Source organism: Pandoraea pnomenusa, assembly GCF_000767615.3.
GTDB lineage: Bacteria > Pseudomonadota > Gammaproteobacteria > Burkholderiales > Burkholderiaceae > Pandoraea > Pandoraea pnomenusa.
This window is the reverse complement of record NZ_CP009553.3, coordinates 1388531-1405411: the sequence shown is the minus strand read 5'-3', so window position 1 is coordinate 1405411 and position 16881 is coordinate 1388531. Positions and strand designations below refer to the sequence as shown.

Annotated in this window: 8 protein-coding genes, 2 tRNA genes, 3 rRNA genes and 1 pseudogene; 9 read left to right on the top strand and 5 right to left on the bottom strand. The window is 61.6% G+C overall.

Annotated elements, in window-relative coordinates:
• Positions 1-297: 297 nt before the first annotated feature.
• The 9 genes and pseudogenes from LV28_RS30445 to LV28_RS30400 all read left to right on the top strand — a co-directional run bounded on the left by LV28_RS30445 (position 298) and on the right by LV28_RS30400 (position 10928).
• Complete coding sequence (locus tag LV28_RS30445; RefSeq protein ID WP_023871997.1) at positions 298-1278, top strand: LysR family transcriptional regulator; 981 nt, start codon at positions 298-300, stop codon at positions 1276-1278.
• Positions 1275-2771: a flavin-containing monooxygenase gene (locus LV28_RS30440; protein WP_038618386.1), complete on the top strand. Its 1497-nt coding sequence runs from the start codon at positions 1275-1277 to the stop codon at positions 2769-2771. Before LV28_RS30445 ends, LV28_RS30440 begins: the two co-directional genes overlap by 4 nt.
• The gene (locus LV28_RS30435; RefSeq protein ID WP_023594834.1) at positions 2768-3742 is read left to right on the top strand and encodes an ABC transporter permease; all 975 of its coding nucleotides are present in this window, start codon (positions 2768-2770) and stop codon (positions 3740-3742) included. Before LV28_RS30440 ends, LV28_RS30435 begins: the two co-directional genes overlap by 4 nt.
• A gap of 65 nt (positions 3743-3807) precedes the next feature.
• A complete protein-coding gene (locus LV28_RS30430; protein WP_023872000.1) occupies positions 3808-4689 on the top strand; it encodes an ABC transporter permease in 882 nt (293 codons plus the stop codon).
• 8 nt (positions 4690-4697) lie between these two features.
• Positions 4698-5708 (top strand): ABC transporter ATP-binding protein, encoded by a 1011-nt coding sequence (locus LV28_RS30425; RefSeq protein ID WP_371328140.1) that lies wholly within the window; start codon positions 4698-4700, stop codon positions 5706-5708.
• A 68-nt stretch (positions 5709-5776) separates the two neighbouring features.
• The gene (locus LV28_RS30420) at positions 5777-6775 is read left to right on the top strand and encodes an ABC transporter ATP-binding protein (RefSeq protein WP_038621431.1); all 999 of its coding nucleotides are present in this window, start codon (positions 5777-5779) and stop codon (positions 6773-6775) included.
• 80 nt (positions 6776-6855) lie between these two features.
• Complete coding sequence (locus tag LV28_RS30415; protein WP_023594830.1) at positions 6856-8433, top strand: ABC transporter substrate-binding protein; 1578 nt, start codon at positions 6856-6858, stop codon at positions 8431-8433.
• A gap of 16 nt (positions 8434-8449) precedes the next feature.
• Positions 8450-10335: pseudogene (locus LV28_RS30410) on the top strand (acyl-CoA thioester hydrolase/BAAT C-terminal domain-containing protein).
• Positions 10332-10928: a peroxidase-related enzyme gene (locus LV28_RS30400; RefSeq protein WP_038618395.1), complete on the top strand. Its 597-nt coding sequence runs from the start codon at positions 10332-10334 to the stop codon at positions 10926-10928. Before LV28_RS30410 ends, LV28_RS30400 begins: the two are co-directional and overlap by 4 nt.
• Positions 10929-11325: 397 nt before the next feature.
• Here LV28_RS30400 and rrf read toward each other — a convergent pair.
• From rrf to LV28_RS30375, 5 genes are all read right to left on the bottom strand, one after another.
• Positions 11326-11438: ribosomal RNA gene (gene rrf / locus LV28_RS30395) — 5S ribosomal RNA — on the bottom strand.
• Between the two features lie 128 nt (positions 11439-11566).
• Positions 11567-14444: ribosomal RNA gene (locus LV28_RS30390) — 23S ribosomal RNA — on the bottom strand.
• Positions 14445-14732: 288 nt separating this feature from the next.
• Positions 14733-14808 (bottom strand) — tRNA-Ala (locus LV28_RS30385).
• Positions 14809-14855: 47 nt separating this feature from the next.
• A tRNA-Ile gene (locus LV28_RS30380) sits at positions 14856-14932 on the bottom strand.
• A gap of 64 nt (positions 14933-14996) precedes the next feature.
• Positions 14997-16528, bottom strand: a 16S ribosomal RNA gene (locus tag LV28_RS30375).
• The 16S, 23S and 5S rRNA genes sit together here with 2 tRNA genes alongside, the layout of an rRNA operon.
• Between the last annotated feature and the right edge of the window lie 353 nt (positions 16529-16881).

Sequence of the window (16881 nt, the reverse complement as noted above, 5' to 3'; positions counted from 1 at the left end):
CGTGCGCCCGCCCGTCCGGGCTTTCCTCGCTCCCCCCTGGCTCGCCTGAGCGCGCTCCTCGCGTGCCGCGCTCCCGGCGGCGTGTTTTATTTCTCCCCCGCGTCACCTAGGCAAAACCCGCCTTTGCACCGCGAGGAATGAGCATATAAATATTAAGTATTTGCAAGACGCATGCTTACGGTCAAAGAATACGCAATCTGAATACACCAGAGATTGCGACATCGGCGAACCGGGCGTCGTCGATGATTCGGCACCGCGCGGCGTTCGCGACGGCCGCCCTTGCCTACAACGAGCCAGATGGAACTACGCCAACTCGAAGCCTTCGCGGCAGTCATGTCGACCGGCAGCATCACCGCGGCCGGGCGTCTGCTCGGGCGCTCGCAACCCGCCATCACCCGCATGATTCAGGAGCTCGAAGCCGAGATCGGCTATGCGCTGTTCACGCGCAGCGGCCCGCGCGTCACGCCGACCGAGCAAGGTTTCCTGTTGTTCGAAGACGTCGAGCACGTGCTCGCCGGCCTCCAGCAGATTCGCGCACGCGCCGACGAAATCGCCCGTGGACAGTCGCGTCCGCTGCACATCGCCGCGACCTCGGCGCTTGCGGCGGGTCTGGTGCCCGCCGCCCTCGCCCTGCCCGGACTCGCGCATGACAGTGCTCAGATCCAGATGCGGAGCACCTCGCCCGAACAGGTCGTGCACGCGGTGCTGACCGGCGCCGCCGACATCGGCGTGACGAGCCTGCCCCTGGAACATCGCGGCATCGTGGTGCACTGGATAGGGCAGTCGGCCTGCGTGGCCGCCGTGCGCAACGACGACCCGCTGGCGCGCCACGACCGCCTGCCGCTGGCCGAATGCGCCGGACGGCGCATCATCACGATGCAGAATCCCTACCGCCTGCGCCGCCGCCTGGACCAGGCGTTCTCTCTGGCCGGTGTGGCACCCGTCGGTCTCATCGAGACCAACGCGTCGATCAATGCCATGACGGCCGTGCGCGCGGGGCTCGGCATCGCGGTGCTCGAGCCGGTGACCGCCTACGGCCTGCCGCTCGCCGGCGTGGCCGTGCGTCCGATCGATGCCGATATCCCGTTCTTCTTCGGCGTCATCACACGCGATGCGCGCGAACCTTCGCCTGCCGCGCTCGCCTTCGTGCAGGCCCTGGCTGACGCCGCCCGAGCGCTGCTGCCCGATTTCGTGCAACACGCCGCCACCGAACACGCCCAAGTCCTGCAGTCGCTTTACGGCGATCTGCCCGCTCCCAAGGAAGCCTCGTCGTCATGACCTTGTCCCCGACATCCGCCACCGGCCTGCCCGCGCTCGAAGCGCGTCTGCGTCAGGACCTCGCCTGGCTCGAACTGCCCGCCAGGCGCTGGGTGCCCGAACGCATCTTCCACGGCCAGTCCGTGCTGGACGTGGCCATCATCGGTGGCGGCATGGCGGGTCTGGCGGCCGCGGCCTCGCTCACGCATCTCGGGGTAGGCGCCGTGATCTTCGACCAGTCGCCGCGAGGCTTCGAAGGCCCATGGGCGACCACCGCCCGCATGGAAACGCTACGCTCGCCCAAGCAACTCACCGGCCCTGCGCTCGGCCTGCCCGCGCTCACGTTCCGCGCCTGGTTCGAGGCCCAGTTCGGTCTCGACGCCTGGGAGGCGCTCGACAAGATCCCGCGCCTGCAATGGATGGATTACCTTCGCTGGTATCGCGACGTGCTCGACATCGACGTGCGTAATGAGCATCGCATCACGTCCGTCGCGCCGCGTGGCAGCGACGGCCTGGTAGCGCTGTCGGTCACATCGGCCGAAGGCGATTCGACGGTCTACGCGCGCCATGTAGTGCTGGCAACCGGCCGCGACGGCCTGGGCGGCCCGAGCGTGCCCGGCTTCGCGCGTGACCTGCCGCGCCGCTTCTGGGCGCATTCGTCGGACGTGCTGGACTACGCGACGCTGCGCGGCAAGCGTGTCGGCGTGATCGGCGCCGGCGCATCGGCCATGGACAGCGCAGCCACCGCGCTCGAAGCCGGCGCGGCCAGTGTCGACATGCTCATTCGCCGCGCCGACATTCCGCGCGTCAACAAGGGCAAGGGGGCCGGCAACCCGGGCCTCACGCATGGTCACGTCAATCTGCCGGACGACTGGAAGTGGCGCATCCGTCACTACGTCAACGCGCAGCAGGTCCCGCCCCCGCGCGGCAGCACCTTGCGCGTCTCACGTCACGACAACGCGCGCTTCAACCTCGGCGCGCCGATTCTCGACGTCGCGCCGGCCGGCGACGCCCTGCACGTACGCACCGCCAAGGGCACCTTCGTGCTGGACTTCCTCGTGTTCGCCACGGGCTTTCGCATCGATATCGAAGGGCGTCCGGAATTCGCGCCGTTCGCCAGGTTCGTGCGCAAGTGGGGCGACCGCTATTCGCCCGCGCCAGGCGACGAAGACGCCGAACTGTTCGACTCGCCCGACCTCGGCCCAACGTTCGAGTTTCTGGAAAAGACGCCCGGCGCATGCCCGGGCCTCGAGCGCATCCACTGCTTCTGTGCGCCCGCGACACTCTCGCATGGCGCGGTCTCGGGCGACATCCCGGCCGTGAGCGAAGGCGCGAAGCGTCTGGCCCAGGGGCTGGCCGGCACCTTCTATCGGGAAGACGTCGCGTATCACTACGCCAACATGCAGGCGTATGCCGAGCCGGAGGTCTATGGTGACGAGTGGACCCCCGCGCCGCCGCCCGCGCCGCCGAGTGCGCCCGACAACGCCGCGAACGGCGAGGAGCGCATCGCATGACGGCGTGGATTCTGCGCCGCCTGCTCCAGGCGGTGTTCGTGGTGTGGGTGATGACGCTGATCGTCTTCATCGGTCTGCACGCGATCGGCAACCCGGTCGACATCCTGATCGGTCAGGACGTCGATCAGGTCGATCGCGCGCGCATCATCGCGCAACTGGGCCTCGACCAGCCGCTGTGGCGCCAGTACCTGTCGTTCCTCGGCGGCGCGCTGCATGGCGAGCTCGGCAACAGCTTCGTCTATAACGTGCCGGCCATCCAGCTGATTCTGCAACGCCTGCCCGCCACGCTGGAGCTCGCCTTCGCCGCCCTCATGCTCGCGGTGTGCATCGGGATTCCGCTCGGCCTGTTTGCCGGCCTTTATCCGCGCAACCCGATCTCGAAGCTGCTCATGACCGGCAGCATCGTGGGGTTTTCGCTGCCCACGTTCTGGGTCGGCCTCATGCTCATCATGTTTTTCTCGGTGCATCTGGGCGTGTTGCCCGCGAGCGGCCGGGGCGAGACGGTGAGCGTATTCGGTGTCGAGTGGTCGTTTCTCACGGCCGACGGGCTGCGTCACCTGATTTTGCCCGCGCTCAATCTGTCGCTGTTCAAGATTTCGCTCGTGCTGCGCCTCACCCGCGCCGGAGTGACCGAAGTGCTGCCGCAGGACTTCGTGAAATTCGCGCGCGCCAAGGGCCTGTCGCCGCTGCGCGTGGTGCTCGTGCACGTGCTGCGCAACACGCTGATTCCGCTGGTGACGGTGATCGGCCTGGAGTTCGGCTCGACGATCGCCTTCGCCGTGGTGACCGAAAGCGTGTTCGCCTGGCCCGGCGCGGGCAAGCTCATTCTCGACAGCATCAACTCGCTCGATCGCCCCGTGATCGTGGCGTATCTCATCGTCGTGGTGTGCCTGTTCGTGTCGCTCAATCTGATCGTGGACGTGCTCTACAAATGGCTCGATCCGCGAGTGCGCGTGGAGGCCGCCGCCTGATGTCGCTCAATCCGCAATCCCATGGCGCGCAAGGCGCACCTGCGCTGGCACCGGAATCCTTGCCGATGCGCCGCGAATCGCCCTGGCAGCAGGGTCTGCGCGAATTCCTTCGCTCCCGGAGCGCCGTGCTCGGCCTGGTGGTGCTCGTCGTGCTCATCGCGGCCGCGCTCGCCGCCCCGTGGATCACGCCGCAGAACCCCTACGACCTGATGCAACTCGACGTGATGGACGCGCGCCTTGCGCCGGCCACGGTCAACGGCCTGGGCACCTATACCTACTGGCTCGGCACCGACGGTCAGGGCCGAGACCTGCTCTCAGGCATCATTTACGGTCTGCGCATCAGCCTGGGCGTGGGCGTCGGCTCGGCGCTGATCGCGGGCATGCTCGGCACGGTCCTCGGGCTCGTGGCCGCCTACGCGGGCGGCCGTGTCGACGCCTTCATCATGCGTCTGGTCGATCTGCTGCTCTCGTTCCCGTCGATCCTCGTGGCGCTGATGATCCTCGCCTACGTGGGCAAGGGTATCGGCAACGTGGTGCTCACGCTCGTGGTGCTCGAATGGGCCTACTTCGCGCGCACCGCACGCGCCCAGGCGCTCGTGGAGTCGCGCCGCGAATACGTGGAGGCCGCGCGCTGCCAGGCGATTCCGGACTGGCGCATCGTGCTCGGGCATATCCTGCCGAACTGCCTGCCGCCGCTCATCGTGGTGGGTTCGCTGCAGGTCGCGCGCGCCATCACGCTCGAGGCCACGCTGTCGTTCCTCGGTCTGGGCGTGCCGATCACCGAGCCGTCGCTCGGCCTGCTCATCGCCAACGGCTACCAGACGATGCTCTCGGGCGAATACTGGATCAGTCTCTATCCCGGCCTCGCACTGCTCGTGACGGTCGTCGCCATCAATCTCGTGGGCGATCGCCTGCGCGACGTATTCAATCCAAGGTTGCAGAAATGAGCGGCGCCGTGTCTTCCCCGTCTTCCGCCGCGTCGTCCCCACTGACGCTCGAAGTGCGCAATCTGCGCACGCAGTTCGTCACGCGCGCGGGCACATTGCCCGCTGTCGACGACGTGTCGTTCTCGTTGACGCCGGGCCACATCATGGGCCTCGTGGGCGAGTCGGGCTCGGGCAAGTCGGTGACCGGCTTCTCGATCATGGGACTGGTCGACGCTCCGGGGCGCATCGTGGGTGGCGAAGTCCTGTTCCAGGGCCGCGACCTCACGAAAATGGCGCCCGCCGAGTTGCGTCACCTGCAAGGCAATCGCATCGCGATGATCTTCCAGGACCCCATGATGACGCTCAACCCGGTGCTGCGCGTCGACGCGCAAATGATCGAGGCCGTGCGCGCTCACCAGAAAGTATCGAAGGCGCAGGCACGCGAGCTCGCGCGAGACACGCTCGGCATGATGGGCATTCCGAGCCCCGACGAGCGTCTGCGCGCCTATCCCCACCAGCTCTCGGGTGGCATGCGCCAGCGGGTGGCGATCGCCATCGCCATGTTGCATCGCCCCGATCTGATCATCGCCGACGAACCGACCACGGCGCTGGACGTGACTATCCAGGCGCAGATTCTCTCCGAAGTCCAAAAGCTCGCGCGCCAGCACGGCACGGCGCTCATCTGGATCACGCACGATCTGTCGGTGGTCGCCGGGCTGGCCGATACGCTCGCCGTGATGTACGCGGGACGCATCGTCGAGCAGGGCGCGGTCGACGCCGTGCTCGACGCTCCGCAGCACCCCTACACCGCGGGCCTCATCGGCAGCCTGCCCAGCCTGAACAAACGCGGCCAGCGTTTGCGCCAGATTCCCGGCATGACGCCGAACCTCCTTGCCATGCCGGCCGGATGCGCCTTTGCGTCGCGATGCGCGCATGCGAGCGCGGCGTGCGCCGAGCGTCCCGAGATGACACAGATACTGCCGGGGCGTCTCGTACGCTGCTTCCATCCGGGCGCCGCGCTGCAAAAGGAGATGGTATGAGTACGCCGCTGCCGCAAAGTCAGACGACCAACGCCGGCTACGGCAACACGCCTCGCCCGAGCGCCACGCTGCCCGCGCCCATCGTGTCGCTGCACGGGGTGAGCAAACGCTTCGGCGAGCGCCGCGTCGGCCCCGTCGCGCGGGTGCTCGAGCGCGCCGGACTCGCGCATCCGCCGACTGTCGTGCGGGCCGTCGATCACGTCGACCTCATCGTGAAGCCGGGCGAAGTCGTCGGGCTCGTCGGGGAATCGGGCTGCGGCAAGTCCACGCTCGGACGCATGCTCGCGGGCCTGCTCAAGCCATCGTCGGGCGAAGTCCAGATTCACGGACGCGCGGCCGACTCGCTCTCCGAGCGCGAGCGACGCGACGCACGGCTGAAGATCCAGATGATCTTTCAGGATCCGTACGCCAGCCTGAACCCGCGACTGCGCGTGGACCGCATCGTCGGCGAGGGCGCCCTCGTGCACGGCCTCACCGATCGCGCGGGCTTCGACGACTACGTGAGCGCCCAGTTGCAGCGCGCTGGACTCGATCCCGCCATGCGCCATCGCTATGCGCATCAGTTCAGCGGCGGTCAGCGCCAGCGCATCGGCATCGCCCGGGCGCTGGCCGTGAACCCGGACCTGCTGGTGTGCGACGAGGCCGTTGCAGCCCTCGACGTCTCGATCCAGGCGCAAATCCTGAATCTGTTCATGGACCTGCGCGAACAGTTGAAGCTGACGTACGTCTTCATCAGCCACGACCTCGGCGTGGTCGAGCACCTGTCCGATCGCGTGGTGATCATGTATCTCGGGCGCGTGGTCGAAAGTGCGCCGGTCGCGGAGGTCTTCCGCCGACCGAATCACCCGTACACACAGGCGTTGCTCGCCGAAATTCCGCGCATCGACGTGCGTCACAAGACGTTTTCGGCCATTCGCGGCGAAATCCCGAGCCCGATCGCGCCGCCGGGCGGCTGTCATTTTCATCCGCGATGCCCGCACGCCATGCCGCGGTGCCGCACCGAGGTCCCGACGCTGCGTGGCGTGGCCATCAACCACGTCAGCGCCTGTCACCTGAACGACACCTGAAATTCCGGTGCGCGCACGTGTCGGTCGACATCGTCGCGCGTGCTTCCTCTGTCCCTCCTCCACGACCAGGATTGCCAATAATGAAACGCTTCTTGTTGCCCTCGCTGGCTGCCGCGCTGCTCGTCACGAGCGCTGCGGCTTCGGCCCAGTCTTCCCAGACGCTGCGCATCGCGTTCGCCGACCCGCTGTCGTCGCTCGATCCGCAACTGAACAATCACGCCGGTGACCGCTCGGTGGATCTGCATTTCTGGGATCTGCTCGTCGAGAACAAGTGGAACAAGCTGCAACCGGGGCTGGCGGTGTCGTGGAAGGCGCTCGACGCGAAGACGTGGGAGTTCAAGCTGCGCCCCAACGTGAAGTGGCACGACGGCCAGCCGTTTACCGCCGCCGACGTCATCTACTCGTACACGCGTGCGCGCAATGTGCCGGGCAGCGTGGCGACCTTCGCCGGCTACCTGCGTACCATCGACACAATGAGCGCGCCAGACCCGCTCACGCTCGTGGTGAAGACCAGGATTCCGAATCCGGATCTGCCGCTCAATCTGGCGTCGGTGCATATCGTGAGCAAGCATGTAGGCGAAAAATCCAACACCGACGACTACAACGCGGGACGCGCCATGATCGGCACCGGTCCGTTCAAGTATGTCTCGTACACGCCGGGCGACCGCGTGGAGATGGTGCGTAACGACAACTACTGGGCGGGCAAGTCGGAGTGGGAAAAAGTCGACTACCGCTACGTCAACAACGGCGCCGCGCGCACGGCGGCCCTGCTCGCGGGCGACGTCGACGTGATCGACAAGGTGTCGGCCTCCGACATCCCGCGCCTGAAGAAGTCGCCGAACGTGACCGTCTACCCGTACCCGGGCCTGCGCGTGATGCTGCTGCAACCGAGCTTCCGCGAAGGCAGCAACCCGTACATCACGGACAATGCCGGCAAGCCGCTCGCGAAGAACCCGCTGCTCGACGTGCGCGTGCGCCGCGCGCTCTCGCTCGCGATCAATCGCGATGCCATCGTCACGCGCATCATGCAGGGTACGGCGAGCGTGGCCAACCAGTGGATGCCGAAGGACACGTTCGGCTACAACCCCGAGGTGAAGGACATTCCGTTCGATGCCGCGCAGGCCAGGAAGCTGCTCGCTGAAGCCGGCTTCCCCGAGGGTTTCAAGCTGACCATGCACGTGCCGAACGACCGCTATCCGCAGGGCCCGGAAACGGCGCAGGCCGTGGCGCAGTTCTGGACGCGCATCGGTGTGAAGACGCAGGTGGAAGTGGTGCCGTGGGCCGTGTACTCGGGCCGCGCGAACAAGAATGAGTACGCCATGTCGATGCTCGCCTGGGGTAACGGAACCGGTGAAGCCAGCTACGCGCTCGTGAACGTGCTCGCCACCGTCGACGCCAAGAAAGGGCTCGGGGCATCGAACTGGGGTCACTACAGCAATCCGGCCGTGGACAAGGCGCTCGACACGTCAACCTCGGAATTCGACGAGGGCAAGCGCGAAGCGATTCTGCGCCAGTCGGTCAAGCTCGTATCGGACGACGTCGGCGTGATCCCGCTGTACCACTATCAAAACATCTGGGCCGCGCGCAAGGGCCTGAAGGTGACGCCGTTCACGAGCGATCGCACCGTCGCGATGCAAGTGACCAAGGTCGCCAAGTGAGCCGGTGCATCGCGTCATGACGTCATCGCTCATTCTCACGGCAACGCCGGCCGACGCACTGATCGATGTGCCCCGTCACCTCGTGGTGCGCGGTGCGGTGCCCGGGGCCCATGTCACGCTCACCGCGCGCACCGCGCGGGCGGGCGGCGTGGTCTGGCATGCTCAGGCGACCTTCGTGGCCGATGCCGACGGCGTCGTCGACGTCGCGCGCGACGCGCCGGTCGGCGGCAGCTATCGTGGCGTGTCGCCGATGGGCCTCATCTGGTCGCAGGTGCCGGAAGACGGCAAGAGCCGCGAGGTGTTTCCCCAGCCGGTCGCAGCACCGCTCGTCACGACGGTGGTGGCGCATGCGGGCTCAGGCTCGGATGCCGATCGGGGGGCGACGCCGTCTGTCGGGTCGTCGTCCGTGTCATTCACGCAGCGGCTCGCCGCCGAGGGGGTGACCCGTCGCGAAGTGCGCGAAGATGGTCTGGTCGGCGCGCTCTACCTGCCCCCTGGCGACGGACCACACCCGGCCGTGATGGTCCTCAACGGGTCTGGTGGCGGCATCAACGAACCCCGCGCCGCGCTGTATGCGTCGCACGGTTACGCCGCGTTTGCGCTCGGCTACTTCAAGGCGCCGGGACTGCCCGACTACATCTCCAATACGCCGCTCGAGTATTTCGAAAAGGGCATGGCATGGCTGCGCCGCACGGTGCGTCCGGCGCACGACTTCGTCGCGCTCTCGGGGCAGTCGCGCGGTGGCGAGCTGGTGCTGCTGCTCGGTGCGACCTTCCCCGAGGCTGTCTCCGCCGTCATCGGCTACGTGCCGAGCGCCCTGATCCATAGCGCGCAGAATGCGTGCGATCCGGCCATCGGACGCGAAGGGCCGACCTGGCTGCTCGACGGCAAGCCGCTGCCGCACATCTGGGAGAACAATCGCGCGGCGTCGTGGGCGCCCTTCGACGAAGGACCGCCGCCTCATCGCCACACGCGGGCCATGCTCACGGCGCTGGACGATCCGGCGGCGGTCGCGCGTGCCAGCATCCCGGTCGAGAGGATCCGGGGGCCGGTCATGCTGCTGTCGGCGCAGGATGACGGCTCATGGCCTTCGAGCCGGTATTCGCGCATGGTGACGCAGCGACTCTCGGCACATTCGCATCCGTACCCCGTCGAACATTTCGATTTCGAGAACGCCGGGCACGCCATCGTGTTCCCGTACGTGCCCACGACGCAACTCGTCTACGCGCACCCCGTGTCGGGCAAGATCAGCACCGGCGGCGGCGAGCCGGATGCGAATGCGCTTGCCGACGAGCGTTCGTGGACTGCCGTGCTGGCTTTCCTCGCGCAGGCCGTGGCCGCGCGTGCCCACTCAAAAGGACAATCATGACCGCCCCTACCTCATACGATCTCGCCAACGATCTGGTCGACCGCGTCGCCGGCCTGGCCCCCGGTTCCGCGACGCATACGTTGCGTCATGCGCGCGACAAGGTCGCCGTGGCCACGCAGGGCAGCTACGACGGATTGTTCGATCCCGCGCTCGAAGGCATTTCCGTGGTCGAGCGTCTGCTCGTTGCGTTGTATGCCACGCGACTGACGCCCGCACCCGCGCTCGTCGAGCACTATCGTGCCGAACTGGGCAAGCACTCGGTCGATGCCGCGCAGCTCGAGGCAGCGGCATCCGGACAGCCGGAGGATGTGGCCGAGCCGCGTCTGCGCGCAATGCTGGCGTTCACGCGCACGCTGATCGAGAACCCTGTCGAGGGCGACAAGGCCGCGTTGCTGAAGCTGCCGGCCGCTGGACTGAGCACGCCAGCCGTGGTCGCGCTGGCGCAGTTGATTGCGTTCCTGTCGTATCAGACGCGTCTCGTCGCGGGCCTTGAGGCCCTCAAACAACTCGCACCGCAGGAGGTGGCAGCATGAGCGACATCATCCGTTCTCACGGCTTCACCAACGAGTCGCTCGATTGGGACGCATGGCTCGATGTCGTCGCGCTCGAGAACGCGACGCCGGAACAGGTCGCGGTACTCGAAGAGAGCCACCCCAAGGCGAAGACGTCGGATTACTACCTCTTTCTCGTGCATCAACCGGAAATCCTTCGTCAGCGCTCGGCCGCGTTCAACGCCATCATGTACGCACCAGGCGGCATGCCGCGCGCTGAACGCGAGCTGTCTACGACGGTCGTCTCGCGCATCAATGGGTGTGTGTATTGCGCGTCGGTGCATGCACAGCGTTTCGAGCAGTTGGCCAAGCGAAACGATGTGATTCGTGAAGTGTTCGACGATCCACGTACGGCGGGGACGACCGAGCGGGAGAAAGCCATCGCGCAATTCTCGATTGCGTTGACGGAAAAGCCCGGCGACGTACGGCCCGAGCAATTGCAGGCGCTGCGTGACGTTGGTTTGACGGACGCGGAGATGCTTGACCTGATTCACTCCATTGCCATTTTCGCTTGGGCGAATCGCCTGATGCTGAATCTGGGTGAACCGGTATTCCCGGCGACCGAACCGGCGTGATCGAATCGACCGTTGGTTCCCGCGGGTTTGATCTCGACAAATTGACCGCGCCCAGCGTCGGCAACCGCTTGATCGCGAACGGTTACCGGCGTTTGCGGGATGTTGATGGCCGTTCGGGTCATGAATACCCAAAAGCGCCGATTTGAATATCGCTGACGCATTCCCGATATTGGCGGGCAACGAATATCCCACGCGAACCGGAACGCGCTGTTCAAACGAGCAGCGCGTTATCTATTGGTGCAAATGAGATAGGTTGCAGTTTCGCAATCGTTGTCCAACATCGTGCGCCATGACATCGATCGGCTTTTTGCTTTGAATCTCCAGACACTGGCCACACAAATCGCGGATACAAAGCAAAAACCCCTTGCTACTGTGTAGCAAGGGGTTTTTAGGGGGAGCCTGACGATTACCTACTTTCACACGGGTATCCGCACTATCATCGGCGTGGAGTCGTTTCACGGTCCTGTTCGGGATGGGAAGGGGTGGTTCCAACTCGCTATGGTCATCAGGCATAACTTGTATGTTCTGCTGCACGGTGTGTGCAACAAAACCAATTCGGAAGAAGCGTAGTACAACAATGTTGGGTTGCGAGTGTATCGGCACAGCGATACTCACACCAGGAAAAACACACTGGTTATAGGATCAAGCCTCACGGGCAATTAGTATCAGTTAGCTTAACGCATTACTGCGCTTCCACACCTGACCTATCAACGTCCTGGTCTTGAACGACCCTTAAGGGGAATCGAGTTCCCAGGGAAGTCTCATCTTAAGGCGAGTTTCCCGCTTAGATGCTTTCAGCGGTTATCTCTTCCGAACATAGCTACCCGGCGATGCCACTGGCGTGACAACCGGTACACCAGAGGTTCGTCCACTCCGGTCCTCTCGTACTAGGAGCAGCCCCCTTCAAACTTCCAACGCCCACGGCAGATAGGGACCAAACTGTCTCACGACGTTTTAAACCCAGCTCACGTACCTCTTTAAATGGCGAACAGCCATACCCTTGGGACCGGCTACAGCCCCAGGATGAGATGAGCCGACATCGAGGTGCCAAACACCGCCGTCGATATGAACTCTTGGGCGGTATCAGCCTGTTATCCCCAGAGTACCTTTTATCCGTTGAGCGATGGCCCTTCCATACAGAACCACCGGATCACTATGACCTGCTTTCGCACCTGCTCGACTTGTCAGTCTCGCAGTTAAGCACGCTTTTGCCATTGCACTATCAGCACGATTTCCGACCGTACCTAGCGTACCTTCGTACTCCTCCGTTACACTTTGGGAGGAGACCGCCCCAGTCAAACTGCCTACCATGCACTGTCCCCGATCCGGATTACGGACCTAGGTTAGAACCTCAAACAAGCCAGGGTGGTATTTCAAGGACGGCTCCACAGAAACTAGCGTTCCTGCTTCAAAGCCTCCCACCTATCCTACACAGACCGGTTCAAAGTCCAATGCAAAGCTACAGTAAAGGTTCATGGGGTCTTTCCGTCTAGCCGCGGGTAGATTGCATCATCACAAACACTTCAACTTCGCTGAGTCTCGGGAGGAGACAGTGTGGCCATCGTTACGCCATTCGTGCAGGTCGGAACTTACCCGACAAGGAATTTCGCTACCTTAGGACCGTTATAGTTACGGCCGCCGTTTACCGGGACTTCAATCAAGAGCTTGCACCCCATCATTTAATCTTCCGGCACCGGGCAGGCGTCACACCCTATACGTCCACTTTCGTGTTTGCAGAGTGCTGTGTTTTTATTAAACAGTCGCAGCCACCAGTTTATTGCAACCCCTTCACCCTCCTGGCGCAGGCCAGTCAAGCTACAAGGGCGTACCTTATCCCGAAGTTACGGTACCAATTTGCCGAGTTCCTTCTCCCGAGTTCTCTCAAGCGCCTTAGAATACTCATCTCGCCCACCTGTGTCGGTTTGCGGTACGGTCTCGTATGACTGAAGCTTAGAGGCTTTTCTTGGAACCACTTCCAATTGCTTCGCGAACAAGTTCGCTCGCCCCACAGCCTTGAATTACGCGCCCGGATTTGCCTAAGCGCCTTCTCCACTGCAGGGACCGGGACTTCCAACACCCGGACAACCTTCCGCGATCCGTCCCCCCATCGCATCATACGACGGTGCAGGAATATTAACCTGCTTCCCATCAGCTACGCATCTCTGCCTCGCCTTAGGGGCCGACTCACCCTACGCCGATGAACGTTGCGTAGGAAACCTTGGGCTTACGGCGAGGGGGCCTTTCACCCCCTTTATCGCTACTCATGTCAGCATTCGCACTTCTGATACCTCCAGCAACCTTTACAAGTCACCTTCACAGGCTTACAGAACGCTCTCCTACCATGCGAGCAAGCTCGCATCCGCAGCTTCGGTATATTGCTTAGCCCCGTTACATCTTCCGCGCAGGACGACTCGATCAGTGAGCTATTACGCTTTCTTTAAAGGGTGGCTGCTTCTAAGCCAACCTCCTGACTGTTTTAGCCTTCCCACTTCGTTTCCCACTTAGCAATATTTAGGGACCTTAGCTGGCGGTCTGGGTTGTTTCCCTCTTGACACCGGACGTTAGCACCCGATGTCTGTCTCCCGTGATTGCACTCTTCGGTATTCGGAGTTTGCTATGGCGAGGTAATCCGCAATGGACCCCTCAACCATGACAGTGCTCTACCCCCGAAGGTGATACACGAGGCACTACCTAAATAGTTTTCGGAGAGAACCAGCTATTTCCAAGTTTGTTTAGCCTTTCACCCCTATCCACAGCTCATCCCCTAACTTTTCAACGTTAGTGGGTTCGGTCCTCCAGTACGTGTTACCGCACCTTCAACCTGGCCATGGATAGATCACTTGGTTTCGGGTCTACACCCAGCGACTGAACGCCCTATTCGGACTCGCTTTCGCTACGCCTTCCCTATTCGGTTAAGCTCGCCACTGAATGTAAGTCGCTGACCCATTATACAAAAGGTACGCCGTCACCCCTTACGAGGCTCCGACTGTTTGTATGCATGCGGTTTCAGGATCTATTTCACTCCCCTCCCGGGGTTCTTTTCGCCTTTCCCTCACGGTACTGGTTCACTATCGGTCGATTACGAGTATTTAGCCTTGGAGGATGGTCCCCCCATCTTCAGACAGGATTTCACGTGTCCCGCCCTACTTTTCTCAAGCTTAGTTCCACACCAGGGTTTTCTCATACGGGGCTATCACCCACTATGGCCGGACTTTCCATTCCGTTTTGATAACACCGGTGCTAAATCTTGAAGGCTGGTCCCATTTCGCTCGCCACTACTTTGGGAATCTCGGTTGATTTCTTTTCCTGCAGCTACTTAGATGTTTCAGTTCGCCGCGTTCGCTTCACTGGACCTATGTATTCAGTCCAGGATGACCTAAAAGGCCGGGTTTCCCCATTCGGACATTTGTGGATCAATGCTTATTTGCCAGCTCCCCACAACTTTTCGCAGGCTATCGCGTCCTTCATCGCCTGTAATCGCCAAGGCATCCACCACATGCACTTATTCGCTTGACCCTATAACGAGTGCGTCTCTCGACACATCCTTTATAGGCTGAGTTTTCGCGTTGTGCCGTATTCCAAGTCATCTTTCGATCACTTAAATACTGGTTGATACAATCACAACCCGTACAATTTCCACGCGCCATCTCTAACGCGCTTCCGTTGTACTACTTCTTCTTCCAAATTGTTAAAGAACAAATACTGCATGACATTGCTGTCATTCAAAAACGTTCACGTGGATTTACTACAGAGTTACTGCAGACGTAAAACACTTTTGACTGACATCGATGTGATCTAAGGTTTTGGTGGAGGCAGACGGGATCGAACCGACGACCCCCTGCTTGCAAAGCAGGTGCTCTCCCAGCTGAGCTATGCCCCCTATCAAGCCTCATTTACCAGCCGACTTGGTCAGGCGGTGGTTAAGCTTGGTGGGTCTGGAAGGACTTGAACCTTCGACCCCCGCCTTATCAAGACGGTGCTCTAACCACCTGAGCTACAGACCCGACTTAGATCTACGCAGTCAACAACCGATAAGCGTGAACACTCAACTTCCAGTGCATGCTCTAGAAAGGAGGTGATCCAGCCGCAGGTTCCCCTACGGCTACCTTGTTACGACTTCACCCCAGTCATGAATCCTGCCGTGGTAAGCGCCCTCCTTACGGTTAGGCTACCTACTTCTGGCAAAACCCACTCCCATGGTGTGACGGGCGGTGTGTACAAGACCCGGGAACGTATTCACCGCGACATGCTGATCCGCGATTACTAGCGATTCCAGCTTCACGCAGTCGAGTTGCAGACTGCGATCCGGACTACGATCGGTTTTCTGGGGTTAGCTCCACCTCGCGGTTTGGCAGCCCTCTGTACCGACCATTGTATGACGTGTGAAGCCCTACCCATAAGGGCCATGAGGACTTGACGTCATCCCCACCTTCCTCCGGTTTGTCACCGGCAGTCTCCTTAGAGTGCTCTTGCGTAGCAACTAAGGACAAGGGTTGCGCTCGTTGCGGGACTTAACCCAACATCTCACGACACGAGCTGACGACAGCCATGCAGCACCTGTGTTACGGTTCTCTTTCGAGCACTCCCACCTCTCAGCAGGATTCCGTACATGTCAAGGGTAGGTAAGGTTTTTCGCGTTGCATCGAATTAATCCACATCATCCACCGCTTGTGCGGGTCCCCGTCAATTCCTTTGAGTTTTAATCTTGCGACCGTACTCCCCAGGCGGTCAACTTCACGCGTTAGCTACGTTACTAAGGAAATGAATCCCCAACAACTAGTTGACATCGTTTAGGGCGTGGACTACCAGGGTATCTAATCCTGTTTGCTCCCCACGCTTTCGTGCATGAGCGTCAGTATTGGCCCAGGGGGCTGCCTTCGCCATCGGTATTCCTCCACATCTCTACGCATTTCACTGCTACACGTGGAATTCTACCCCCCTCTGCCATACTCTAGCCTTGCAGTCACGAATGCAGTTCCCAGGTTAAGCCCGGGGATTTCACATCCGTCTTACAAAACCGCCTGCGCACGCTTTACGCCCAGTAATTCCGATTAACGCTTGCACCCTACGTATTACCGCGGCTGCTGGCACGTAGTTAGCCGGTGCTTATTCTTCCGGTACCGTCATCCCCCGAGGTATTAACCCAGAGGATTTCTTTCCGGACAAAAGTGCTTTACAACCCGAAGGCCTTCTTCACACACGCGGCATTGCTGGATCAGGCTTTCGCCCATTGTCCAAAATTCCCCACTGCTGCCTCCCGTAGGAGTCTGGGCCGTGTCTCAGTCCCAGTGTGGCTGGTCGTCCTCTCAGACCAGCTACAGATCGTCGCCTTGGTGAGCTTTTACCCCACCAACTAGCTAATCTGACATCGGCCGCTCTTGTAGCGCGAGGCCCGAAGGTCCCCCGCTTTCCTCCTCAGAGCGTATGCGGTATTAATCCGGCTTTCGCCGAGCTATCCCCCACTACAAGGTACGTTCCGATGTATTACTCACCCGTTCGCCACTCGCCACCAGGTGCAAGCACCCGTGCTGCCGTTCGACTTGCATGTGTAAGGCATGCCGCCAGCGTTCAATCTGAGCCAGGATCAAACTCTTCAGTTTAAACCTGTTACTGTTTTCGGTTTTTCGCGATAAATCGCTAGAACCGGTCGCTCTCAAAGTATGCTGACAAGTTAATTACTTAACTTACCTATTACTATGTGAGCCTCAATAAATTTAAAGCTAATCTGCCGAAGCAGACGCACTATTCATCGAGTGCCCACACTTATCGGTTGTTCAATTTTTAAAGATCAATCGCATCGCACTTCGCTTCGTCGCCAACTTACCGCGCCGTCGCTTCGTTTTTTGCGTCGCTGCATCAGCAGCAGAGAAGTGAGATTATGTCGCAGCTTCTCGTCGTCGTCAACAGTTTTTTTCGCTTTCTTCGCTCGCCGCCGTAGCGACGCGCCTGCTCG